Annotated in this window: 19 protein-coding genes; 6 read left to right on the top strand and 13 right to left on the bottom strand. The window is 64.7% G+C overall.

The genetic code is table 11. The features are described 5' to 3' along the window. Positions 1-33: 33 nt before the first annotated feature. Positions 34-846, top strand: coding sequence for a crotonase/enoyl-CoA hydratase family protein (locus POF53_RS15780; protein ID WP_028692407.1), 813 nt, complete (start codon positions 34-36; stop codon positions 844-846). Positions 847-882: 36 nt separating this feature from the next. Next, positions 883-1713, top strand: coding sequence for an NAD(+) diphosphatase (gene nudC, locus POF53_RS15785; protein WP_203652196.1), 831 nt, complete (start codon positions 883-885; stop codon positions 1711-1713). Positions 1714-2608: 895 nt separating this feature from the next. Here the strand turns inward: nudC and POF53_RS15790 are convergent. The 5 genes from POF53_RS15790 to POF53_RS15810 form a co-directional block, all read right to left on the bottom strand. Then, positions 2609-3382, bottom strand: a complete 774-nt coding sequence (locus POF53_RS15790; RefSeq protein WP_110733608.1) for a TSUP family transporter — start codon at positions 3380-3382, stop codon at positions 2609-2611. 197 nt (positions 3383-3579) lie between these two features. After that, positions 3580-4932 (bottom strand): glutamine synthetase family protein, encoded by a 1353-nt coding sequence (locus tag POF53_RS15795; RefSeq protein ID WP_498968446.1) that lies wholly within the window; start codon positions 4930-4932, stop codon positions 3580-3582. A gap of 10 nt (positions 4933-4942) precedes the next feature. Beyond that, the gene (locus tag POF53_RS15800; RefSeq protein WP_203652202.1) at positions 4943-5503 is read right to left on the bottom strand and encodes a helix-turn-helix domain-containing protein; all 561 of its coding nucleotides are present in this window, start codon (positions 5501-5503) and stop codon (positions 4943-4945) included. After that, positions 5496-6785 carry an NAD(P)/FAD-dependent oxidoreductase gene (locus tag POF53_RS15805; RefSeq protein ID WP_498968448.1) on the bottom strand — a complete coding sequence of 430 codons (1290 nt, stop codon included), beginning with the start codon at positions 6783-6785 and terminating at the stop codon, positions 5496-5498. Before POF53_RS15805 ends, POF53_RS15800 begins: the two co-directional genes overlap by 8 nt. 156 nt (positions 6786-6941) lie before the next feature. Next, positions 6942-8888, bottom strand: a complete 1947-nt coding sequence (locus POF53_RS15810; RefSeq protein WP_232855654.1) for a DNA topoisomerase III — start codon at positions 8886-8888, stop codon at positions 6942-6944. A 236-nt stretch (positions 8889-9124) separates the two neighbouring features. On the opposite strand from POF53_RS15810, the gene POF53_RS15815 reads away from it, so the two are divergent. Next, the gene (locus POF53_RS15815; protein WP_498968451.1) at positions 9125-10975 is read left to right on the top strand and encodes a polyurethane esterase; all 1851 of its coding nucleotides are present in this window, start codon (positions 9125-9127) and stop codon (positions 10973-10975) included. Positions 10976-11134: 159 nt separating this feature from the next. Here the strand turns inward: POF53_RS15815 and POF53_RS15820 are convergent, their stop codons facing one another. From POF53_RS15820 to POF53_RS15850, 7 genes are all read right to left on the bottom strand, one after another. Then, positions 11135-11569 carry a GNAT family N-acetyltransferase gene (locus POF53_RS15820; RefSeq protein WP_203652207.1) on the bottom strand — a complete coding sequence of 145 codons (435 nt, stop codon included), beginning with the start codon at positions 11567-11569 and terminating at the stop codon, positions 11135-11137. Further along, positions 11562-12728: a ribosomal protein uL16 3-hydroxylase gene (locus POF53_RS15825; RefSeq protein WP_232855652.1), complete on the bottom strand. Its 1167-nt coding sequence runs from the start codon at positions 12726-12728 to the stop codon at positions 11562-11564. The genes POF53_RS15820 and POF53_RS15825 overlap by 8 nt, the downstream gene beginning before the upstream one ends. Before the next feature lie 81 nt (positions 12729-12809). Next, a complete protein-coding gene (purB, locus tag POF53_RS15830; RefSeq protein WP_498968454.1) occupies positions 12810-14180 on the bottom strand; it encodes an adenylosuccinate lyase in 1371 nt (456 codons plus the stop codon). A 241-nt stretch (positions 14181-14421) separates the two neighbouring features. Further along, the gene (gene hflD / locus POF53_RS15835) at positions 14422-15048 is read right to left on the bottom strand and encodes a high frequency lysogenization protein HflD (RefSeq protein WP_203652209.1); all 627 of its coding nucleotides are present in this window, start codon (positions 15046-15048) and stop codon (positions 14422-14424) included. After that, on the bottom strand, positions 15045-16169 hold the full coding sequence (gene mnmA, locus POF53_RS15840; protein ID WP_498968456.1) for a tRNA 2-thiouridine(34) synthase MnmA: 1125 nt from the start codon (positions 16167-16169) through the stop codon (positions 15045-15047). The genes hflD and mnmA overlap by 4 nt, the downstream gene beginning before the upstream one ends. A 59-nt stretch (positions 16170-16228) precedes the next feature. Next, positions 16229-16669 carry an NUDIX hydrolase gene (locus tag POF53_RS15845; protein ID WP_498968459.1) on the bottom strand — a complete coding sequence of 147 codons (441 nt, stop codon included), beginning with the start codon at positions 16667-16669 and terminating at the stop codon, positions 16229-16231. Positions 16670-16890: 221 nt separating this feature from the next. Further along, positions 16891-19116, bottom strand: a complete 2226-nt coding sequence (locus tag POF53_RS15850; RefSeq protein ID WP_498968461.1) for an NADP-dependent isocitrate dehydrogenase — start codon at positions 19114-19116, stop codon at positions 16891-16893. A 578-nt stretch (positions 19117-19694) separates the two neighbouring features. Here POF53_RS15850 and icd point away from each other — a divergent pair. Next, positions 19695-20951, top strand: coding sequence for an NADP-dependent isocitrate dehydrogenase (icd, locus tag POF53_RS15855; protein WP_203652214.1), 1257 nt, complete (start codon positions 19695-19697; stop codon positions 20949-20951). Between the two features lie 77 nt (positions 20952-21028). Here the strand turns inward: icd and cspD are convergent, their stop codons facing one another. Further along, a complete protein-coding gene (gene cspD, locus POF53_RS15860; RefSeq protein WP_186716100.1) occupies positions 21029-21283 on the bottom strand; it encodes a cold shock domain-containing protein CspD in 255 nt (84 codons plus the stop codon). Positions 21284-21514: 231 nt separating this feature from the next. Between cspD and clpS the strand changes: the two genes are divergently transcribed. Together clpS and clpA are read left to right on the top strand one after the other, a co-directional pair. Further along, a complete protein-coding gene (gene clpS / locus POF53_RS15865) occupies positions 21515-21889 on the top strand; it encodes an ATP-dependent Clp protease adapter ClpS (RefSeq protein WP_203652216.1) in 375 nt (124 codons plus the stop codon). 30 nt (positions 21890-21919) lie between these two features. Beyond that, a complete protein-coding gene (clpA, locus tag POF53_RS15870; protein WP_203652218.1) occupies positions 21920-24190 on the top strand; it encodes an ATP-dependent Clp protease ATP-binding subunit ClpA in 2271 nt (756 codons plus the stop codon). Positions 24191-24194 lie beyond the last annotated feature (4 nt).

Consider the following 24194-nt stretch of genomic DNA (forward strand, 5'->3'; position numbering starts at 1 on the left):
GTTGTGAATCCTTTTCCCACAGGAGTGCCGCTCGTGACCGAATACACCGCGTTCAAGGTCGAACTGACCGACAACATCGCCCACGTGCAGATCAATCGCCCGGACAAGATCAACGCGATGAACGCCGCCTTCTGGGAAGAGCTGGTCGAGATCTTCCAGTGGATCGACGACACCGACGCGGTGCGCGTGGTGGTCATCAGTGGCGCCGGCAAGCACTTCTCTTCCGGCATCGACCTGACGATGCTGGCCACCCTGGCGCAGCAACTGGGCAAGGATGTCGGACGCAACGCCCGGGTGATGCGCCGCACCATCCTGCGCCTGCAAGGCTCGTTCAACGCCGTGGACAACTGCCGCAAGCCAGTGCTGGCGGCGATCCAGGGCTACTGCATCGGCGGCGCCATCGATATGGTCTCGGCCTGCGACATGCGCTACTGCGCCGCTGACGCGCAGTTCTCGATCAAGGAGATCGACATGGGCATGGCCGCCGATGTCGGCACCCTGCAACGTTTGCCGCGTATCATCGGCGACGGCATCATGCGCGAGCTGGCCTACACCGGCCGCCGGGTCGACGCCCAGGAGGCGCTGCGCATCGGCCTGGTCAACCGCGTCTATGATGACCAGGCGGCGCTGCTCGACGGGGTCTTTGCCATCGCCCGCGAGATTGCCGCAAAATCGCCGATCGCCGTGGCCGGCACCAAGGAGATGATCAGCTACATGCGCGACCATCGCATCGACGATGGCCTGGAGTACATCGCCACCTGGAACGCGGCCATGCTGCAGTCCGAAGACCTGCGCGTGGCCATGGCCGCGCACATGAGCAAACAGCAACCGACGTTCGCCGACTGACTGGACAGAGGCGGGCGCCATCAAGGGACCCGAACCATGTCAGCACGCTGGACAACCGCAGTACTCGACCCGCAGATCACCGGGGGGCTGGCCGTCGCCCGCAGCCCGGAGGGGTTCCTGGTGGACGCCAACGGCGCGCTGTTTCCCCGCGACTGGCTCAAGCGCCAGGACCTTGATGTGCTGTGCGAGCATGGTATCGGCCATTTTGATGGCCAGCCGGTGTTCCTGCTGGAGCTGCGTGGTGCCGGTGAAGTGCCGGGGTGTCACTGGCAGGGGCTGCGCCGGTTCATGCTTGAGGGCGACTTCGACACCTACAAGGTACTCGGGTACGCCGCGCAAATCGGTACCTGGGCTCGCGAGCACCGTTTCTGCGGCAGTTGCGGGCAGGCCATGACGCAGATTCGCTGGGAGCGGGCGATGTACTGCCAGCCGTGCGACTTGCGCAGCTATCCGCGGATTTCACCGAGCATGATTGTGTTGATTACTCGTGGCGACGAGGTGCTTTTGGCCCGTTCGCCGCGTTTCGTTACCGGGGTCTACAGCACCCTGGCGGGCTTTGCGGAACCGGGGGAGTCGGCCGAGGACTGCCTGGTGCGCGAGGTGCGTGAAGAGGTGGCGGTGGAGGTCAGGAACATCCAGTACGTTGGCAGCCAGTGCTGGCCGTTTCCGCATTCGATGATGCTGGGGTTTCATGCCGAGTACGCTGGGGGGGAGATTGTCATGCAGGCGGATGAGATCGAGGATGCGCGGTGGTTCAATGTGCATGAGTTGCCGCCTTTGCCGGCGGGGCGGTCGATTGCTCGGTATCTGATTGATTTGTATGTTGCTCGGCGGTTGGGGCTTCCTGAGCCGGTGTTGTCTGCCTGAGTTGTTTTAGTTGGTTTTAGTTCGTTTCAGTTGGTTTTTGAAGTTGTATGCGCATTCATTTGTGATGTCGACGCTTATTCACCTTTCCGCCCTTACGGCGGGTTACTTTGGTCTTAACTCGCCGTCCGCGGCCAAAGTAACCAAAGCCGTTGCGCTCCATTCATCCGGCCCTACGCTTCGCTCCGGGTTCCCTCACTCCGGCCTTGCTCCCGGGAGGACCGCGCTGCAGGGCCCATCCTGGGCCCCAGCGCTTGACGGGCATCCATGCCCGTCACCTCCCTCCGCAAGTCCTGCGTTCGGCCTCCTGAAGTCGCGAAGTTACGGGCGGCGCCTGGACTGGCGCAGCTGTCGCTAGTGGGAGCTTAATTAATCTCTCGATCACATCGCGGGGCAAGCCCGCTCCCACGCAATAGTCGTCGCTATATATAACCCTGTAGGAGCGGGCTTGCCCCGCGAAAGGGCCGGAACAGCCAATACATAACTAACTGTAAAATAACTAACTTCGCATCTCTTGCTCTTGCTCTTGCTCTTGCTCTTGCTCTTGCTCTTGCTCTTGCTCTTGCTCTTGCTCTTGCTCTTGCTTCTAAGCGCGCGATAGTCCAGGCAACACCAATTGCGACTTCAGGAGGCCGAGCGGAGTTCTTGCGGAGGGAGGTGACGGCCATGGATGGCCGTCAAGCGCTGCGCCCCAGGATGGGGCGTTCAGCGCGGTCCTCCCGGGAGCAAACAATGGCGTGAGGGAATCCCGCCACGAGCGGGACGGATGAACGGAGCGGAACGGTTTTGCCTACTTTTCCCTAGAGAAAAGTAGGTCGCCGTAAAGGCGAAAAGGTGACTAACTGTCGACATCACCTACGAATGTGCATGCAAAAATCAAAAAAATCGCCAAAAAAACCTACCCGAACCAGTGTTGCCACGCCAAGCGAATGGTCAACGCCAACACCACGGCAATAAACACCGGCCGAATAAACTTGCTCCCCCCGCTGATCGCCGTACGCGCCCCAAAGAACGCCCCGACCATCACCGACACCCCCATGCACAGCCCAACGATGTAATCCACCTGCCCGGAAATGATGAACACCGTAAGCGCCGCGATATTGCTGACAAAGTTCATGCTCCGCGCCACGCCACTGGCGCGAACCAGGTCGATCGGATAGAGCAGCAACGTGCTAACGGTCCAGAAAGCACCGGTACCCGGCCCGGCGACGCCGTCATAGAAACCCAGGGTGAAACCTTGCGGGAACTGCCACTTCTTCCTGATCGGCGCCTCGGCGTCCAATGGCGCCTTGGGCGTGCCGCCGAACAGCAGGTAGACGCCACAGGCGAAGACGATCACCGGCAACATCTTGTTCAGCCATTCGGCGGGCATGTAGTGGGCCACCACCGCGCCGATCAGCGCGCCCACCAAGGTGCCGACGATCGCCAGGCGCCACTGCGCCGGATGGAACAGCTTGCGCCGGTAGTAGGTGATGCTGGCGGTAGCGGCACCGAAGGTCGAGCTGAGCTTGTTGGTGCCCAGCACCAGGTGCGGCGGCATGCCGGCGGTGAGTAGCGCGGGAGTGGTCAGCAGGCCACCGCCGCCGGCAATGGCGTCGATGAAGCCGGCGACGAAGGCGACCAGGGCGAGGATCAGCAGGGTGAGCGGTTCTACGGTGAGTTCGAAGGGCATGGGTGGTGTGCGCAGGCTGGAAGGCGGGGTGCGGCAAAAGGCCGCGCTAGAGGTGGTGCATGGTAATCCTGGGCGGCGCGTGATTCCAGTGCCAGCCTCTTCGCGGGTAAACCCGCTCCCACAGGTACGGCACTGGATTCTGGCTCAGTGGAACACCTGTGGGAGCGGGTTTACCCGCGAAGAGGCAGCAACAGTGCCTACAGGAACCAGCGATATTCCCGCGCACTGACCTCCTGCAGGAACGCCAGATGGTCCTGGCGCTTGTTCTCGCAATAGACCATCACGAATTCCGCACCCAACCCTTCGTTGACGGCCGGATGCCCGCGCATCGCCGCCACCGCGCCGAGCATGTCCTTGGGAAAGTCGATCCCGCTGCCACGATCCTCGTTCAGCGGTGCAATCGGCTCCTGCGCGGTGTCCAGCCCATGCTCCATCCCGCAGAGGATCGCCGCCAGTACCAGATACGGATTGGCATCCGCCCCGGCCAGCCGGTGCTCGATCCGCAGGTTGCGCGGATCCGACTCTGGAATGCGGATGCACGCGTCGCGGTCCTCGAAGCCCCAGCTTGCGCGGCTGGCGGCATTGACCATGGCGCCGTAGCGGCGAAACGCGTTGTGGTTGGCGGCGAACACCGGCATGCAGTGCGGCAGCAGCGCCAGGCAGCCGGCCACGGCGTGGCGCAGCGGGCGCTGGGCGTCGGCGGCGAGCAGGTTGTTGCCGGCCGGGTCGTAGAGGCTGACATGCACATGCATGCCGCTGCCCGGCGCATGCAGGTAGGGCTTGCTCATGAACGAGGCACGCAGCCCATGCTTGAGCGCCACGCCCCGAGTGCTGCGGCAGAACAGCGCCGCCCAGTCCGCGGCGCGCAGCCCATCGTCGCAGTGGCCGAAATTGATCTCGAACTGGCCAGGGCCCAGCTCGGCGGTGATGACGTTGGCGTCCACCCCCTGGGCGTTGGCGGTCTCGACCATCTCGCGCAGCACATCGGAAAACCGCGACAGGCGCTCGATATGCATGTTTGGCTGATCGTCGGCATCGCCACTGGCCGGGTCGCGGGGGAACTGCGGCAGGCCGTCTTTCAGCGCCCGGTCGAGCAGGTAGAACTCCAGTTCGAACGCCACCACCGGGCGGATGCCCCGGCGCTCCAGGCGTTGCAGGACACGGGCCAGCACCTCGCGGGGCTCGAATTCGATAGGCGCCGCGGTGCCGTCCGAGGTGATCAACATCTGCCCCAGCGGCTCACGCTCCCAGCTCACCGGTTTCAGCGTGCCGGGTACCAGGCGGCGCGGGGCGTCCGGGTCGCCGTCGTTGAAGCAGTAGTCGCCGATGGGGAACAGCCCGCCCTGCACGCCGAGCAGCACGCAGTTCTGCGGCAGCTTGAGCGGGCTGCCGGCGGCTACCTTTTCCAGCATGTCGATGGGATAGCGCTTGCCGTAGAAGTGCCCAGGGATGTCCAGGCTGAGCAGGTCGACGTAGCGCACCTGCGGGTGTTGGACGCGGAAGGCGCGTACTTCGCTGAGCAGATCGGGGAAGCCTGTTGTACTTGTCATTGGCATGCTCTCAACGGAAGACCCAGAGAACCCGGGTCGTTCGGGCGGTCAGGTTGGCGTAACGGAACTGGCTGTGGGGCGGCAGCTGGAAGCTGTCGTTGGGGTACAGGGTGATCGCATCCTCCTGGCCTTCGAGCCACAGGGTCAGCTCGCCCTCGAGAACGAAACCGCCCTGTTCCGAGCTGTCATCCAGATGCCCTTCGCCACTGCTGGCGCCGGGCGCCAGGTGGCTTTCGAGCATGGCGAAGCGGCCGGTGAGGGTCGGTGAGACCAGCACGTCGGTGACCCCGGCGGCGTAGTACAGGGTGCGCCGCTCACCGGGACGGGTGACCCAGTCGATCGCCCGGGGCGGCACGGCCTGGTAGAAGTAGGTGGTGGGGACCTGCAGCGCCTCGCTGATGGCGGTGAGGTCAGCCACCGTGGGGCGTGACAGGCCGCGCTCGACCTGGGAGAGAAAACCCAGCGAGCGCTTGACCCGACCGGCCAGCTCGTCCAGGGTCAGCCCGCGGTGCTTGCGCAGGTCGCGTACCAGCCGCGCCAGGCCCTGGTTGTCGTCGATCGGTTCAGACATGGTCGCGCATCCTGTACCAGGCCTTGGCGGCCGCTTCCAGCGGCGCGGCCAGCAGGTCGCCGCCGGGGAAGCGGCCATTTTCGATGCCCTGATAAAGCGCGAGCAGGTCGTCGTCACCCAGAATCGCGTCACTGACGGCGCGTGCGCCGGCCAGGGTCGGCAGCACGCCGTGGCCGGAGAATCCTTGCAGCCAGTAGCGTTGGCCCTGACGGCCGATATCCGGGGTGCGCTGGATGCTGCAGTCGATGTGGCCGCCCCAGGCATGTTCGATGGCCACCCCGCGCAGCTGTGGGAACACCCGCTCCAGATAGGGCCGGGTGGCGCTGGCGACGTCCTTGGGGATGCCGCCCAGGTAGGTGCAGCCGCCGCCGAACAGCAGGCGGTGGTCGGGCGTCAGGCGGAAGTAGTCGGGAACGAACTGGTTGTCGATCACGCAGCTGTTGCGCGGCAGCAGCGAGGCGGCGAACTCGGCATCCAGGGGGGCCGTGGCCACCTGGTAGGAGCCCACCGGCAGTAGCCGGCGCGAGAGCGTGCGGTCGAGGCGGTCGATATAGGCATTGCAGGCCAGCACCAGTACGCGACTGCGCACTTCGCCCTGTTCGGTGCGGGCGACGAAGCCGTTGGCGTGTTCGTGGTAGTCGAGCACCTGGCTCTGCTCGTAGATCCGCCCGCCGTTCGCCTCGATCACGCCGGCCAGGCCCTGGGCCAGCTTCAGCGGGTTGAGGTGGGCGCCATTGGGGTCGTACAGCGCGGCCTGGTAACGGGGGCTGTCGATCCACTCGGTCAGTTCGTCGCGGCCGATCAGGCGCAGGCAGTCGTAGTCGAACTTCTCCTGTGCTTCGCGTCGGGCCGCCTCCAGCAGTTTTACCCGGCGCGGCAGCACGGCGGTCCACAGGCTGCCCAGGTGATAGTCGACATCGAAGCCATGACGCTGGGGCAGTTCGCGCAGCTCGCGGGCAGCCCAGCACATGCTGTCCCACAGGCGTCGGCTGCGCTCCAGGCCCAGGGCTCGCTCCAGCGGGGGCATGTCGCACGACCAGCCCAGCAGTGCCTGGCCACCGTTGCGGCCCGAGGCGGCCCAGGCCACCCGGCTGGCTTCCAGCAGGGTCACGCGCTGGCCGGCCAGTGTCAGGCGCAGGGCCGTGTGCAGGCCGCTGAAACCGGCACCGACGATCAGGATGTCGGTGTCATGGGCGCCCTGCAGGGTGGGGCGCAGGGGGATGGTGGCGGGGTAGGTGCGGGCGTAGTAGCTGGCGACGTGCTGGGCGGATTGCTTGAACATGCCGGGGCCTCGTGAAATTTTTTATGATTATTTTCATGAAAAAATAGCAGAGGATTTTCATTGCGCCAGTAGATGGCGCCATCGCGAGGCAAGCCCGCTCCCACGCGCCGAATACAAACAGGCGTGGGAGCGGGCTTGCCCCGCGATTGGAACGCGCTAGGTCGCTGCCTTGCGCCGCGGCTGCCGAGGCTTGCCGGCTACTGTCTTGCCCTTGGCAGCACCCTTGCGCTTCTTCTTCCACGGCGCCGCCGCCTTGCCCGCTGCCGGCCCGCTGATGGTCAGGCGCAGGCCGCTGCAGCGTTGCACCAGCTTGCCCATCCAGGCCGACTGGCGGGTGACGAACTCGTCCAGGCTCATCTCGCCGCTCTGCACCATGTCCAGCGCCTGTTCCCAGATCGCCGTGGTGCCAGGGTCGGCGATGGCCCGAGGCACGGCGTCGATCAGGCTGAAGGCGGCGGGCGTGGCCGACAGGGCCTTGCCGTTCTTGACCAGATAGCCACGGTCGAGCAGGCCCTGGATGATGCTGGCGCGGGTGGCCTCGGTGCCGATGCCGGTGGTTTCCTTGAGCTTCTGTTTCAGCCGAGGGTCGTCCACCAGTTTGGCGACGTTCTTCATTGCCTTGATCAGGTCGCCTTCGGTGAAGGGCTTGGGTGGCTGGGTCCACAGGTCCTTCAGTTGCAGGTCCCGCACTGCGCAGTCCTGGCCTTCGCGCAGCGCCGGCAGCACCTGGGCCGGTGGCGCCTCACGGCCCTTGGTTGGGGTCAGTGCCTCGGGCAGCGCCCGGCGCCAGCCCGGCTCGACGATCTGCTTGCCCACCGCCCGCAGCGCATGGCCGGCGCAATCGAACTCGGCCTGGGTGCGGTCGTACTCGTGGTTGGGCAGGAACTGCGCCAGGTAGCGGGCGCGGATCAGGGTATACACCGCCTTGTACTTGGGCGGCAGGCGCGCCGGATCGCTGGCGGCGGCGGTGGGGATGATGCCGTGGTGGGCGCTGACCTTCTGGTCGTTCCATGCCCGTGAGCGGCGGACCGGATCCAGGTGCGCCCGCAGCGGCGCGAGGCTGTTGTCGGCCCGTTGCAGGGCGGCGAGGATACCGGCAGCCTCGCCGTGCTGGCTGAGGGGCAGGTAGCCGCTGTCGCTGCGTGGGTAGGTGATGAGCTTGTGGGTTTCGTACAGGGCCTGGGCGATATCCAGGGTCTCCTGGGCGCCGAGGCCGAGCTTCTTCGAGCACACTTCCTGCAGGGTGCCGAGGTCGAAGGGCAGGGGAGCCGCCTCGCGTACTCGTTCGGTGGCGATCTTGCGCACCCGGGCGCTGGCGGCCGCCTGCATGTCGGCGGCGGCCTGCTGGGCCAGGTCCTGCTTCAGGCAGCGGCCCTGGTCGTCGCAGGCGTCTTCCGGCGCACGCCACTGGGCGTTGAACACGCTGCCGGCGCTTTCCAGCTGCACCTCGATGGCCCAGAAGGGCACCGGCACGAAGTCGGCGATGCTGCGGTCGCGGTCCACCACCAGGCGCAGCGTCGGTGTCTGCACCCGTCCCACCGGCAGCACGCCCTGGTAGCCGGACTGGCGGCCGAGCAGGGTGAACAGGCGGCTCATGTTCATGCCGATCAGCCAGTCGGCGCGTGAGCGGCCAAGGGCCGAATGGTACAGGCTGAAGGTCTCCTGGCCCGGCAGCAGGCGGCCGAGTGCCTTGCGGATCGAGGCGTCGTCCAGTGCCGACAGCCACAGGCGCTGGATCGGTCCCCGGTAGCGGCAATGCTCGACCAGCTCCCGGGCGATCATCTCGCCCTCGCGGTCGGCGTCGGTGGCGATCACCAGCTCGCGGGCCTCGCCGAGCAGACGCTTGACTGCCTTGTACTGGCTGGCGGTTTTGGGCTTGACCGTCATCTTCCACTTCTCCGGGATGATCGGCAGGTCCTCGAGGGCCCAGCGCTTGTAGCGCTCGTCGTAGCTGTCCGGCGGCGCGGTCTCGAGCAGGTGGCCGATGCACCAGGTCACGCAGACATCGGTTCCTTGCCAGCAGCCGTCGCCACGACGCTGGGCGCCGAGGACCTTGGCGATGTCTTTTGCCTGGGAGGGTTTTTCGCAGAGGAAGAGGCGCATGGCCGAAACGCTTGATCGCGGAAGATGGGCACTAGGATGCGCAAGCCAGGGCGTGCAGGCAAGCTTTATCTGTATGCATGTACAGGTTTTTCGCCCGCATGTTTGGCAGGGTAGCCACCCCTTGGGGTTGGACGAGTCGGCAAATGCGTGCCAGCTTTGCCTTTCGCCCGCCAGTCGTGTCACTGGACGATGTCGCTGGGGTGTCCTTCCTACAATAACAACAGGGATGTAAACCAATGCCCGTTTTCGATTACCGACAGCTCGACAGCACTGCCTCTTCCTCGCTCTATAAAGATGCCATGGCCCTGGCCACCTATGCCTACCATGGTATCGACGATGGCTTCAGCGCCGGCTACCAGAAGTACGGCTTCGGTCTGGGCCTGCCGGCCACCCTGGTCAAGGCGCTGATCGGCGGCACCGACAGCCAGGGCGTGATCCCCGGCATCCCCTGGAACCCCGACTCCGAAGCCCGCGCCCTGGCCCAGGTCAAGGCCGCCGGCTGGACGCCGATCAGCGCGGCGCAGCTGGGCTACCAGGGCAAGACCGACGGCCGTGGCACCTTCCACGGCGAAGCGCCGGGCTACACATCGGCGCAGGTGGAAATCCTCGGCCGCTACGATGCCGCCGGCCAGCTCAGCGGCATCGGCATCGCCTTCCGCGGCACCAGCGGCCCGCGCGAGAACCTGCTGGGCGACACCATCGGCGATGCCATCAACGACCTGCTGGCGGCGATCGGCCCGGCTGGCTATGCCCGTGATTACGCCGGCAACGCCTTTGGCAAGTTGCTTGCCGATGTGGCGGCCTTTGCCAAGGCCAACGGTCTGAGTGGCGCCGATGTTACCGTCAGTGGTCACAGCCTCGGCGGCCTGGCGGTCAACAGCCTGGCCGACCTGAGCGGCTCGCGCTGGGGCGGTTTCTACCAGGATGCGCGCTACGTCGCCTTCGCCTCGCCGACCCAGGCCGCCGATGCCAGCAAGGTGCTCAATATCGGCTATGAGAACGATCCGGTGTTCCGCGTGCTCGACGGCACCTCGGCGACCTGGGGTACCCTGGGCGTGCACGATGGTGCCAAGGCCTCGGCCACCAACAACATCGTCAACTTCAACGACCACTATGCCTCCGACGCCTGGAACCTGCTGCCGTTCTCCATCGGCAACATCGCCACCTGGCTGTCGCACCTGCCGACGGCCTATGCCGATGGCCTTGGCCGGGTGCTGGGCTCGTCGTTCTATCAATGGACCAGTCGCGACTCGACCATCGTGGTCAGCAACCTGTCCGATGTCACCCGTGGCTCGACCTGGGTCGAGGACCTCAACCGCAATGCCGAGCCGCACAAGGGCAGCACCTTCATCATCGGCTCAGAGCAGGACGATCTGATCCATGGCGGGCGCGGCAACGACTACCTCGAAGGGCGGGCCGGCAACGACACCTTCCGCGATGACGGCGGCTTCAACCTGATCGATGGCGGCGCCGGTCATGACACCCTGAAGCTGCAGGACGCCCTGGCCAACCTGAGCATCGCCCGGGACGGCGAGGGCACGCTGTACGTGCGCGATGGCCAGGGCGGCATCAGCCTGGTGCGCAATGTCGAGAACCTGGTGAGCAAGGAGTCGAGCCTGCTGATCTTCAGCAAGGAGGTCAGCCACGGGGTGGCGGCGCAAGGTCTGTTCGAGAGCGGTAAGGTCACGCCCTATGCGTCCTCGCTCAATGGTACCCAATCCGGCGATCAGCTGGTGGCGGGCAATCAGGGCCAGTGGCTGTTCGGCCTGGGCGGCGACGACCGGCTGCAGGGCGGCGCCGGCAATGACGTGCTGGTCGGTGGTGCGGGCAATGATGTGCTCATTGGCGGCGGCGGGCGCGACACCTTCCTGTTCAGCGAGCATTTCGGCCAGGACCGGGTGCTGGACTTCACCGGGCAGGACCGGCTGGTGTTCATCGGTGTGGATGGTGGTACGGCGACGCCGGACTGGCGTGCCCATGCCAGCCAGGTTGGCGATGACCTGGTGCTGAAGTTCGGCGGGGACAGCGTGACGCTGGTGGGGATCTCTGCTCAGGGGGTGGGGGATGGGCAGATCGTGATTGCCTGAGGGGGCGGGCGTAACCCTGTAGGAGCGGCCTTGTGCCGCGAAAGGGCCGCATAGCGGCCCCGGCGATCTTTGCGCCAACGCTGAAATCCTGGGGCTGCTATGCAGCCCTTTCGCGGCACAAGGCCGCTCCTACAAAGAGTAGGCCGCCAACCTGGTGGCTCAGGCCATCTCGCGCGAGTCGCGAACCATGTCCACGTGCGGGATGCCGGCCTCGAGGAACTCCTCGCTGACCACGCGGAACCCCAGGCGCTCGTAGAACGGCGTGGCGTGTACCTGGGCGCTGAGCATCTGCTGCTTGAGGTCGCGGTTCTGCGCCTCGATGATCACCGCGCGCATCAGCGCGTCACCCACGTTCAGGCCGCGCCAGTCCTTGAGCACCGAGACCCGGCCGATGGTGCCGTCGGGCAGCAGGCGGGCGGTACCGATCGGGTAGTCGCCCTCCATGGCCAGGAAGTGCACGGCGGTCGGATCCTCGGCGTCGAATTCCAGCTCCGGCGGCACGTGCTGCTCGGCGACGAACACGGCGCTGCGGATGCGGTGGATGTCGGCGTTGTCCTTGTGCCAGTCGGCCAGTCGAACACTGATCTTATTCATCGGCGAATCCCAGGCTGCCTTGCATGACCAGCTGTTGTACCAGCATCAGGCCGTCTTCGTCCTGCAGCCACTGGCCAAGGTTGTCGATGTGCAAGGCATCGGCGGCGCACACCAGCTTAAGCAGTTCGCGCAGTTTGGCTGGCAGCGGGCAACTGCGCCCGCTGGCGAACAGCATCAGGTCGTCGTTGAGCTCGGACCAGGCCATGCGTGCGCTTGGGTTGCGGATCAGCACGGCGCCCTGTTCGAGATAGTTGATCAGGTCCTGCTCGCTCAGCTCTTCACCGACAACCTGCTCGGGATAACGCGGCTCGGTCATGAACTGGCCGAACCAGGTCAGCAGCAGGTCCTTGTCGGCCATGTGCTTGTCGATCAGCGCCTTGAGGCGGTCGAGGGCATCATGCTGGATCTGGTGCGGGTCGCTGACCGGCTGGGCGTCGGCGTCGCTGTAGCGCTCTTCATCGGGCAGGAACTGGCCGAGGAAGTCGGTGAAGTGGGTCAGCACTTCGGCGGCGCTCGGGGCGCGGAAACCCACCGAGTAGGTCAGGCACTCGCTCTCGGCAACACCATAGTGGGCCAGGCGCGGCGGCAGGTAGAGCATGTCGCCCGGCTCCAGCGTCCACTCCTCGCTCTGCTCGAAGTCGGCCAGGATGCGCAGGTCGGCGTGGTCGATCAGCGCGCTGTCGCTGTTGCACATCTGCCCGACTTTCCAGTTGCGCGTGCCGTCGCCCTGCAGCAGGAACACGTCGTAGTTGTCGAAGTGCGGGCCGACGCTGCCGCCGGGCGCCGCGTAGCTGATCATCACATCGTCGATGCGCCAGCTGGGCAGGAAACGGAACTCTTCTAGCAGCTCGGCGACTTCCGGCACGAACTGGTCAACCGCCTGCACCAGCAGGGTCCAGTCGCGCTCGGGCAGGTCGGCGAAGGCGTCCTCGGCGAACGGGCCGCGACGCAGCTCCCACGGGCGCTCGCCGTGCTCGAGCACCAGGCGCGACTCGACTTCTTCTTCCAGGGCCAGGCCGGCCAACTCGTCGGCGTCGATGGGGCTGACGAAGTCGGGGAAGGCCTGACGCACCAGCAGTGGCTTCTTCTGCCAGTAGTCGCGCAGGAATTCACGGGCCGTAAGGCCGCCCAACAGTTGCAGTGGAGTATCAGAATTCATGTTCAACCTATTGAAAAAACTTGGTTTTCGTACGGGAATAAAAACGCCCGGCCAGGCCGGGCGTTAGGCGCGGGGCGCAGGTCAGATGCGTTTGGCCTGGGCTACCGCGTTGCCGATGTAGGTGGCAGGAGTCAGTTGCTTGAGCTCGGCCTTGGCTTCGGCCGGCATGTCCAGGCCGTCGATGAAGGTCAGCAGCGCTTCAGGGGTGATGCCCTTGCCACGGGTCAGCTCCTTGAGCTTCTCGTAGGGGTTCTCGATGTTGAAGCGGCGCATCACGGTCTGGATCGGCTCGGCCAGGACTTCCCAGCAGGCGTCCAGGTCGGCGGCGATGCGGGCGGCGTTGACTTCCAGCTTGCCGATGCCCTTCAGGCTGGCTTCGTAGGCGATGACGCTATGGGCGAAGCCCACGCCCAGGTTGCGCAGCACGGTGGAGTCGGTCAGGTCACGCTGCCAGCGCGAGATCGGCAGCTTGCTGGCCAGGTGCTGGAACAGCGCGTTGGCGATCCCCAGGTTGCCTTCGGAGTTCTCGAAGTCGATCGGGTTGACCTTGTGCGGCATGGTCGAGGAGCCGATTTCGCCGGCGACGGTCTTCTGCTTGAAGTAGCCCAGCGAGATATAGCCCCAGACGTCACGGTCGAAGTCGATGAGGATGGTGTTGAAGCGGGCGATGGCGTCGAACAGCTCGGCGATGTAGTCGTGCGGCTCGATCTGGGTGGTGTAGGGGTTGAACACCAGGCCCAGCTCGTCCTCGATGAAGGCGCGGGCATTGGCTTCCCAGTCGATCTGCGAGTAGGCCGACAGGTGGGCGTTGTAGTTGCCCACGGCGCCGTTGATCTTGCCCAGCAGCGGCACGGCGGCCACCTGGGCGATCTGGCGCTCCAGGCGGTAGACGACGTTGGCCAGCTCTTTACCCAGGGTGGTCGGCGAGGCCGGCTGGCCGTGGGTGCGCGACAGCATCGGCACGTCGGCGTGGGCGTGGGCCAGGGCGCGGATGGATTCGGCGATCTGGCGCATCAGCGGCAGCAGCACATCGTCACGGCCAGCGCGCAGCATCAGGGCGTGGGACAGGTTGTTGATGTCCTCGCTGGTGCAGGCGAAGTGGATGAACTCGCTGACCTTGGCCAGCTCAGGCAGTTGAGCCGCTTGCTCCTTGAGCAGGTACTCGATGGCCTTGACGTCGTGGTTGGTGGTGCGCTCGATTTCCTTGACGCGTTCGGCGTGCTCGAGCTTGAAATCGGTGGCCAGGCTGTCCAGCAAGGCGTTGGCTTCGGCGGAGAACGCCGGCACTTCGCCGATCTGCGGGTGGGCGGCCAGGCGCTGCAGCCAGCGTACTTCGACCAGGGCGCGGAAACGGATCAGGCCGAATTCGCTGAAGATGGGGCGCAGGGCCTGGGTTTTGCCGGCATAACGGCCGTCTACAGGGGAAACCGCAGTGAGCGAGGAGAGCTGCATGGGGTGTTCTCGGACAGTCAGGCTTTTGGAAGGGCGCATATCATACATGAAAAACGCGCCCGAGTCGGGTGGCTGACCAAAGGTCGGGCCTGTGAATCATGTCGCAATACCCTGTGTAGGAGCGGCCTTGTGCCGCGAAAGGGGCGCGCAGCGGCCCCAGAACCTTCGCCCCGGCACAGATTGCCGGGGCTGCTGCGCAGCCCTTTCGCGGCACAAGGCCGCTCCTACACAGGGCGCAGTTTCAATCAGCGGTACGCATCATCCCGTACAGTTCATTGAGCAACTTGCGCCGGCTGAACACCAGTTGCCAGCGGTGTCCGCCCAGCTGTCGCCACAGGCGCGCGGCACGGATGCCGGCCAGCAGCAGGGCGCGGATCTTCGAGGCATTGCTGGCCTGCTGCAGGAAACGCATGTCGCCGTGTACCTGGATGCGTTGGCGCAGGGTGCTCAGGGTGTCCTGGTACAAGGCTCCGCTGGAAGCGATGACATTTTCGTGAACCAGGCCGAAATGCTCGGCCTGGGACTGGATCTGTGGCAGGCGGTTGCCGATGGTGTCGAGCAGGTCGCCACGCTTGTTCAACTGGCGCTCCAGGCCCAGCATCGACAGGGCGTAGCGCAGCGGTTCGCGCTGCAGGCTGCTGGGGTCGCGCTCCAGGGCGCCGACCAGCGCGCGGTAGCCGTCGCGCAGGTTGAGGTCGTCGCCGCCGAACACCTCCAGGGTGTCCTTCGGGTCGCGCACCAGCAGGCTGCCGAGCATGCAGCCGATATTGGCTTCGCTGGCCTGGCCGGTGCGGGCGATGCGGTCGACCAGCACCGCGGCCTGGAACACGCCGCCCAGGGCGATCAACTGCTCCTGGAGGTTGTTCATCGGCGCGGGCTCCATGGCTCGGCGGTTTCAATCACGCCGCCGCCCAGGCACACCTCGCCGTCATAGAACACCACCGACTGACCCGGGGTGACGGCGCGCTGTGGCTCGTCGAACACGGCACGGTAGCCGCTCTCGGTGCGTTCCAGGGTGCACTGCTGGTCGCCCTGGCGGTAACGCACCTTGGCAGTCAGGTGGCGCGGGCTGGACAGGTCGATCGGGTTGACCCAGAAGATCTCCGAGGCCAGCAGGGCGCGGGAGAACAGCCACGGGTGCTCGTTGCCCTGGCCTACCACCAGCACGTTGCGCGAGAGGTCTTTTTCCAGCACGTACCACGGCTCGTCGCCGGCGTCTTTCAGGCCGCCGATGCCCAGGCCCTGGCGCTGGCCGATGGTGTGGTACATCAGGCCATGGTGCTGGCCGATCACTTCACCTTCGGTGGTCTGGATCTCGCCGGGCTGGGCCGGCAGGTACTGCTTGAGGAAATCGCTGAAGCGGCGCTCGCCGATGAAGCAGATACCGGTGGAGTCCTTCTTCTTGGCGGTGGCCAGGCCGTGTTTCTCGGCGATGGCGCGCACCTCGGGCTTTTCCAGCTCGCCGACCGGGAACAGGGTACGGGCGATTTCCTTGCCGCCGACGGCGTGCAGGAAGTAGCTCTGGTCCTTGTTCGGGTCCAGGCCCTTGAGCAGCTCGGTAAGCTCGCCGGTATCGCGGCGGCGCACGTAGTGACCGGTGGCGATCAGGTCGGCGCCCAGGGACAGGGCGTAGTCGAGGAACGCCTTGAACTTGATCTCGCGGTTGCAGAGGATGTCCGGGTTGGGCGTGCGGCCGGCCTTGTACTCCTCGAGGAAGTGCTCGAACACGTTGTCCCAGTATTCGGCGGCGAAGTTGGCGGTGTGCAGCTTGATGCCGATGCGGTCGCACACGGCCTGGGCGTCGGCCAGGTCTTCGCGGGCGGTGCAGTATTCGGTGCCGTCGTCCTCTTCCCAGTTCTTCATGAACAGACCTTCCACCTGGTAGCCCTGCTCGATGAGCAGAAGGGCGGAGACGGAAGAGTCCACGCCGCCGGACATGCCGACGATGACGCGGGTCTTGGCGGGGTCTTTGAGTGCTGGGCTGGTCATGGCTACCGGTGTGTATCAGAGGGGAAAAACGCCGATTCTATCAAACCCGCGGGCTGGCGTCAGTCGCGCAGCAGATCGAGGCTATGCAGCGGGCCTGCGAGGTAGTCGTCGAGGCAGCGCGGTACCAGCTCGCTGCGCCAGCGCGACGGCTCGGCCAGCAGTTCGTCGCGGGTCAGCCACACGGCGCGGACAATGTCGCTGTCCAGCGCCAGGTCAGCGTGATGGCGCACGGGGCGGGCGGCGAAGCAGATGCGCTGGTAGGTGACGCCGTTGCTCGGGGCGGTATAGAGGTAGATGCCGACCACGCCGGTGAGCTCGACCTCCCAGGCGGTTTCCTCGAGGGTTTCGCGCAGGGCCGCCTGGGCGATGGTTTCGTTGGCTTCGAGGTGGCCAGCGGGTTGATTGAGTACGTGCTGGTCGGCCTTGAATTCCTCGACGAAGAGGAACTTGCCGTCGTGTTCGACGATGGTGGCGACGGTGATGTGGGGTTGCCAGGTCATGTGCGATTCCTATGGTAGGCGCGGGCCTTGTAGGAGCGGCCTTGTGCCGCGAATGGGCCGCAAGGCGGCCCCGGCAATGTTTGTTGCGAAGCTGAAAATCCGGGGCCGCTTCGCAGCCCATTCGCGGCACAAGGCCGCTCCTACAAGGGGCCGTTTCTGCGCTGCAGAAAGCACAAACCCCGGTGCGTGGCCGGGGTCTGTGCTGTTACGTCAAGCGAACCTTACAGTGCGGCGATGGCGCTGTTCAGGGTCTGGCTCGGGCGCATCACCTTGGCGGTCAGCTCGGCATCCGGGGCGTAGTAGCCACCGATGTCGGCCGGCTTGCCCTGGACGGCGTTGAGCTCGGCGACGATGGTCGCCTCGTTCTCGCTCAGGGTCTTGGCCAGCGGGGCGAAGCGCGCCTGCAGGGCGGCGTCGTCGGTTTGGGCGGCCAGTGCTTCTGCCCAGTACAGGGTCAGGTAGAAGTGGCTGCCACGGTTGTCGATACCGCCGACCTTGCGCGAAGGCGACTTGTTGGTGTCGAGGAACTTGCCGGTAGCCTGGTCCAGGGTGTTGGCCAGGACCTTGGCGCGCGGGTTGTCGTAGGTGTTGCCCAGGTGCTCCAGGGAGGCGGCCAGGGCCAGGAACTCACCCAGCGAGTCCCAGCGCAGGAAGTTCTCTTCGACCAGCTGCTGCACGTGCTTCGGTGCCGAACCGCCGGCACCGGTCTCGAACAGGCCACCGCCGTTCATCAGCGGGACGATCGACAGCATCTTGGCGCTGGTGCCCAGCTCCATGATCGGGAACAGGTCGGTCAGGTAGTCGCGCAGCACGTTGCCGGTCACCGAGATGGTGTCCTTGCCTTCGCGGATGCGGGCCAGGGAGAACTTGATGGCGTCGACCGGGGCCAGGATGCGGATGTCCAGGCCGGAGGTGTCGTGATCCTTAAGGTACTGTTGCACCTTCTCGATCATCACGCCGTCGTGGGCGCGGGCCGGGTCCAGCCAGAACACCGCCGGGGTGTTGCTCAGGCGGGCGCGGTTGACGGCCAGCTTGACCCAGTCCTGGATCGGCGCGTCCTTGGTCTGGCACATGCGGAAGATGTCACCGGCTTCGACGTTCTGCTCCAGCACGACCTGGCCCTTGCCATCGACCACGCGCACGACGCCGTCGGCCTTGATCTGGAAGGTCTTGTCGTGGGAACCGTATTCTTCGGCTTTTTGCGCCATCAGGCCGACGTTCGGCACGCTGCCCATGGTGGTCGGGTCGAAGGCGCCGTTGGCCTTGCAGTCTTCGATGGTGGCCTGGTAGATGCCGGCGTAGCAGCGGTCCGGGATGATCGCCTTGGCGTCCTGCAGTTCACCGGCGGTGTTCCACATCTTGCCCGAGTCGCGGATCATCGCAGGCATCGAGGCGTCGACGATGACGTCGCTCGGTACGTGCAGGTTGGTGATGCCCTTGTCCGAATTGACCATGGCCAGGGCCGGGCGAACGGCGTACAGGGCCTGGATGTCGGCTTCGATCTCGGCTTGCTTTTCAGCAGGCAGGTCCTTGATGCGGGCGTACAGGTCGCCGATGCCGTTGTTGGCGTTGAAGCCGACTTCGGCCAGGGCGGCGGCGTGCTTGGCCAGCACGTCGTTGTAGAACTCTTCGACGATCACGCCGAACATGATCGGGTCGGAGACCTTCATCATGGTGGCTTTCAGGTGCACCGACAGCAGCACGCCGGAGGCCTTGGCATCGGCGATCTGCTCGGCGATGAAGGCTTTCAGGGCCTTGCGGCTCAGGGTGGCGCAGTCGATGACTTCGGCGGCCTTGACTGCGGTTTTTTCTTTCAGGACGGTGGTGCTGCCGTCTTTACCGACCAGTTCGATGCGCAGGCTGTCGTCAGCCTCGATCAGCGCGGCTTTTTCGCTGCCGTAGAAGTCGCCCTGGGTCATGTGGGCAACGTGCGACTTGGAGTTGGCGGCCCAGGCGCCCATCTTGTGCGGGTGCTTGCGGGCGTAGTTCTTGACCGACAGCGGGGCGCGGCGGTCGGAGTTGCCTTCGCGCAGGACCGGGTTCACGGCGCTGCCCTTGATGCGGTCGTAGCGGGCGCGGGATTCTTTTTCCTCGGCGCTGGCTGGCTCGTCGGCGTAGTCGGGGATGTTGAAGCCCTTGGCTTGCAGCTCCTTGATCGCGGCCTTCAGCTGTGGAACCGATGCGGAGATGTTCGGCAGCTTGATGATGTTGGCTTCAGGGGTGGTGGCCAGCTGGCCCAGTTCCGCCAGGTGATCGCCTACCTGCTTACCTGCGCCCAGTTGCTCCGGGAAGGCGGCAAGGATACGGCCGGCCAGGGAGATGTCGCGGGTTTCGACGGCGATATCGGCCGAAGCGGTGAAGGCCTCGACGATCGGCAGCAGCGAGTAGGTGGCGAGGGCGGGGGCTTCGTCGGTGAAGGTGTAGATGATCTTGGAACGGGTGGGCATGCGGGTTAACTCTCTATGTGCTGAGCGTACTCGAGTCTCGAGGTGCGCAGGGTAGGCGCTTCGCCCTGGCGACGCCATGAGCGGAAAGTCGAGAGGCTGCGAGCGGTGATGGTGGATGCATCAGTCGAGCGTCAAGTGCTGGGCCGCGGTAACAACCCAGGCTTTGTGGTCATTCATGACCAAGGGCGAGCCGCATTTTCCTAGGGTTCGCCCCGATGACCCTATGGTCGCGCCGGAGTATATCAAACCCTTTGGGCTATTCAGCAAGGCGAAGTGGTATCAGCGCATTTATAAGACCAAAGACGTAGGAGCAATGTGGCGTGTTGCCGCAGGTTTGGGCGGTGAAACACACCCAGTTCTTTGGTGGTCGACGTGGGAGCGGGCTTGACCCGCGATGCGTGCGCCGCAGTGCGTGGCACCGGCTTCGCCGGTGTTCGCGGGGCAAGCCCGCTCCCACGTAGTGCTTGCAGGGATGGCGGTCCAGATCGGCGAGCGTACCTTGCAGGTCGGCAGATGTGGTTTAGGCTCAGTGGATCGCACGATTTCCAATCACCCCAGGAAAAGCGGAGTAGTGCAGCATGGGATACCAGAAAATCAAGGTTCCGTCTGATGGTGCCAAGATCACCGTCAATGCAGACCATTCGCTCAATGTTCCCGACAACCCCATCATTCCCTACATCGAAGGCGACGGTATCGGCGTGGATGTCTCGCCGGTGATGATCAAGGTGGTCGACGCCGCCGTGCAGAAAGCCTACGGCGGCAAGCGCAAGATCGCCTGGATGGAAGTGTACGCCGGCGAGAAAGCCACCCAGGTCTACGACCAGGACACCTGGTTGCCCCAGGAGACCCTGGATGCGGTAAAGGATTATGTCGTGTCGATCAAGGGGCCGTTGACCACCCCGGTCGGTGGCGGCATCCGTTCGCTCAACGTGGCCCTGCGCCAGCAGCTCGACCTTTATGTGTGCCTGCGTCCGGTGGTCTGGTTCCAGGGCGTGCCGAGCCCGGTGAAAAAGCCGGGTGACGTCGACATGGTGATCTTCCGCGAGAACTCCGAGGACATCTATGCCGGCATCGAGTGGAAGGCCGGCTCGCCCGAGGCGAACAAGGTGATCAAGTTCCTCAAGGAGGAGATGGGCGTCACCAAGATCCGCTTCGACCAGGACTGCGGCATCGGCGTCAAGCCGGTCTCGAAGGAGGGCACCAAGCGCCTGGTACGCAAGGCGTTGCAGTATGTGGTGGACAACGACCGCAAGTCGCTGACCCTGGTGCACAAGGGCAACATCATGAAATTCACCGAAGGGGCCTTCAAGGATTGGGGCTACGAGGTGGCGCGCGACGAGTTCGGCGCCGAGCTGCTCGATGGCGGCCCGTGGATGAAGTTCAGGAACCCGAGAACCGGCCGTGAGGTGGTCGTCAAGGATGCCATCGCCGACGCCATGCTCCAGCAGATCCTGCTGCGTCCGGCCGAGTACGATGTGATCGCCACCCTCAACCTCAACGGCGACTACCTGTCCGACGCGCTGGCGGCGGAAGTGGGCGGGATCGGCATCGCGCCGGGGGCCAACCTGTCGGACACCGTGGCCATGTTCGAGGCCACCCACGGCACCGCGCCGAAGTACGCCGGCAAGGACCAGGTCAACCCGGGGTCGGTGATTCTGTCGGCCGAAATGATGCTGCGGCACATGGGCTGGACCGAGGCGGCCGACTTGATCATCAAGGGCACCAATGGCGCCATCGCGGCCAAGACCGTGACCTACGACTTCGAGCGCCTGATGGACGGCGCGACCCTGGTCGGTAGCTCGGGCTTTGGCGAGGCGCTGATCAAGCACATGTAAGCGGGGCAAAAAAACCGGTCGCCTCTTTTATTAAAGGGGCGACCGGTTTTTTCGTTTACCGGCAGGCAGGTCGGGGATCAGACTTCGACGGTGTTGCCCGGGTTCGTCGCGCTGGCCTGGACGCTGCTGGTGGCGCTTCTGATGTCGGTCGCGTGCAGCCCTTTGGGGCCCTGGATGATCTCGAAGTTCACGGCTTGGCCTGCTTTCAGCGTCTTGTAACCGTCCATCTGGATCGCTGAATAATGGGCGAACAGATCATCAGTCTTGCCGTCCTCGTTGATGAATCCGTAGCCCTTGGCATTGTTGAACCACTTGACTTTACCGCTTGCCATCCCTATGTCCCTCTGCAAAGGACTCCATCACTGGAGTATCATCCACTTCATCCGCATACGAACCTTGCGAGAAAATCTGGTTGACTGCGCGGATCTTTATCGACCACGGTGGGTTCTTATTGGTTGTAACACCGTTTTGCCGATAGTCAAGGTCAGCCGGCGCCCGCGCCGGAAGTGGCCTGCGCGGTCAACCCACAACCTTAACCTGTCGCTCATGATGAAATTCTTTCCATGCATGTACCCAGTGAGATTCGACTAACATTCAATCAGGATCGCCCGCAGTCGAACGAGGACGGGCATGAGGACGATGGCGCCGGCCTTGCAGTCCAGGAGGCCAAGCCGATCCTGCAGGCGCCACCGATGTACAAGGTGGTTTTGTTCAACGATGACTACACGCCAATGGATTTCGTCGTCGAAGTGCTCGAGACGTTCTTCAATCTGAACCGCGAGCTGGCAACGAAGATCATGCTGACCGTCCATACCGAAGGACGGGCAGTATGCGGATTGTTTACCCGTGACATCGCCGAGACAAAGGCCATGCAGGTCAACCAATACGCCAGGGAAAGCCAGCATCCGCTACTCTGTGAAATCGAGAAGGACGGTTAATCGCCGACCACTTGGGTATGAGGTGAAGCTATGTTAAACCGCGAGCTCGAAGTCACCCTCAATCTGGCCTTCAAGGAGGCTCGTTCGAAGCGTCATGAGTTCATGACCGTCGAACATCTGCTGCTGGCACTCCTTGACAATGAGGCTGCCGCGACCGTTCTGCGCGCCTGTGGCGCCAATCTCGACAAACTCAAGCACGACCTGCAGGAGTTCATCGATTCGACCACCCCGCTGATCCCCGTGCATGACGAGGACCGCGAGACGCAACCGACCCTGGGCTTCCAGCGTGTGCTGCAGCGTGCCGTGTTCCACGTGCAGAGTTCCGGCAAGCGCGAAGTGACCGGCGCCAACGTGCTGGTGGCGATCTTCAGCGAACAGGAAAGCCAGGCGGTATTCCTGCTCAAGCAGCAGAGCGTGGCGCGCATCGACGTCGTCAACTACATCGCCCACGGCATCAGCAAGGTGCCGGGCCACGGTTCGCACAGCGAGAGCGAGCAGGACATGCAGGACGAGGAGGGCGGCGAAGCGTCGTCTTCCAGCAACCCGCTGGACGCCTATGCCAGCAACCTCAACGAACTGGCCCGGGCCGGGCGCATCGACCCGTTGGTCGGGCGTGAGCAGGAAGTCGAGCGCGTGGCGCAGATCCTCGCCCGCCGGCGCAAGAACAACCCGCTGCTGGTCGGTGAGGCCGGCGTGGGCAAGACCGCTATCGCCGAAGGCCTGGCCAAGCGCATTGTCGATGGCCAGGTGCCCGACCTGCTGGCCCAGAGCGTGGTCTACTCGCTCGATCTGGGCGCGCTGTTGGCCGGTACCAAGTACCGTGGCGACTTCGAAAAGCGCTTCAAGGCGCTGCTCGGCGAGCTGAAAAAACGTCCGCAGGCCATCCTGTTCATCGACGAGATCCACACCATCATCGGCGCCGGCGCGGCTTCCGGTGGCGTGATGGATGCGTCCAACCTGCTCAAGCCACTGTTGTCGTCCGGTGAGATCCGTTGCATCGGTTCCACCACCTTCCAGGAGTTCCGCGGCATCTTCGAGAAGGATCGCGCCCTGGCGCGGCGCTTCCAGAAGGTCGACGTCACCGAACCGTCGGTGGAGGACACCGTGGGCATCCTGCGCGGGCTCAAGGGCCGCTTCGAGAGCCACCACAACATCGAGTACAGCGACGAGGCCCTGCGCGCCGCCGCCGAACTGGCCTCGCGCTACATCAATGACCGGCACATGCCGGACAAGGCCATCGACGTGATCGACGAGGCTGGCGCCTACCAGCGCCTGCAGCCGGAAGCCAATCGGGTCAAGCGCATCGACGTGCCGCAGGTCGAGGACATCGTCGCCAAGATCGCGCGGATTCCGCCGAAGCACGTCACCAGCTCCGACAAGGAGCTGCTGCGCAACCTCGAGCGTGACCTGAAGCTGACCGTGTTCGGCCAGGATGCGGCGATCGACTCGCTGGCCACCGCCATCAAGCTGTCCCGTGCCGGCCTCAAGGCACCGGACAAGCCGGTCGGCTCGTTCCTGTTCGCCGGCCCCACCGGCGTGGGCAAGACCGAGGCCGCCCGCCAGCTGGCCAAGGCCCTGGGCGTGGAACTGGTGCGCTTCGACATGTCCGAGTACATGGAGCGGCACACCGTGTCGCGCCTGATCGGTGCGCCGCCCGGCTATGTCGGGTTCGACCAGGGTGGTCTGCTGACCGAGGCCATCACCAAGCAACCGCACTGCGTGCTGCTGCTCGACGAGATCGAGAAGGCCCACCCGGAAGTCTTCAACCTGCTGCTGCAGGTAATGGACCACGGCACCCTGACCGACAACAACGGGCGCAAGGCGGACTTCCGCAACGTGATCCTGATCATGACCACCAACGCCGGCGCCGAAACCGCCGCGCGGGCGTCGATCGGCTTCACCCACCAGGACCACTCGTCCGATGCGATGGAGGTCATCCGCAAGAGCTTCACGCCGGAGTTCCGCAACCGCCTGGACACCATCATCCAGTTCGGCCGCCTGTCCCACGAGACGATCAAGAGCATCGTCGACAAGTTCCTCATCGAACTGCAGGCGCAGCTGGAAGACAAGCGTGTGCTGCTGGAGGTCACCGACGCCGCCCGCGGCTGGCTGGCGGCCTCGGGCTACGACGTGCAGATGGGCGCGCGGCCGATGGCGCGGCTGATCCAGGACAAGATCAAGCGGCCGCTGGCCGAGGAGATCCTGTTCGGCGAGCTGGCCGAGCACGGTGGCGTGGTGCACATCGACCTGCGCGATGGCGAGCTGGTGTTCGATTACGAGACCACGGCCGAGGTCGCGTAACGAC

Source organism: Mitsuaria sp. RG (assembly GCF_028369275.1).
Classification (GTDB): Bacteria; Pseudomonadota; Gammaproteobacteria; order Pseudomonadales; family Pseudomonadaceae; genus Aquipseudomonas; species Aquipseudomonas peradeniyensis.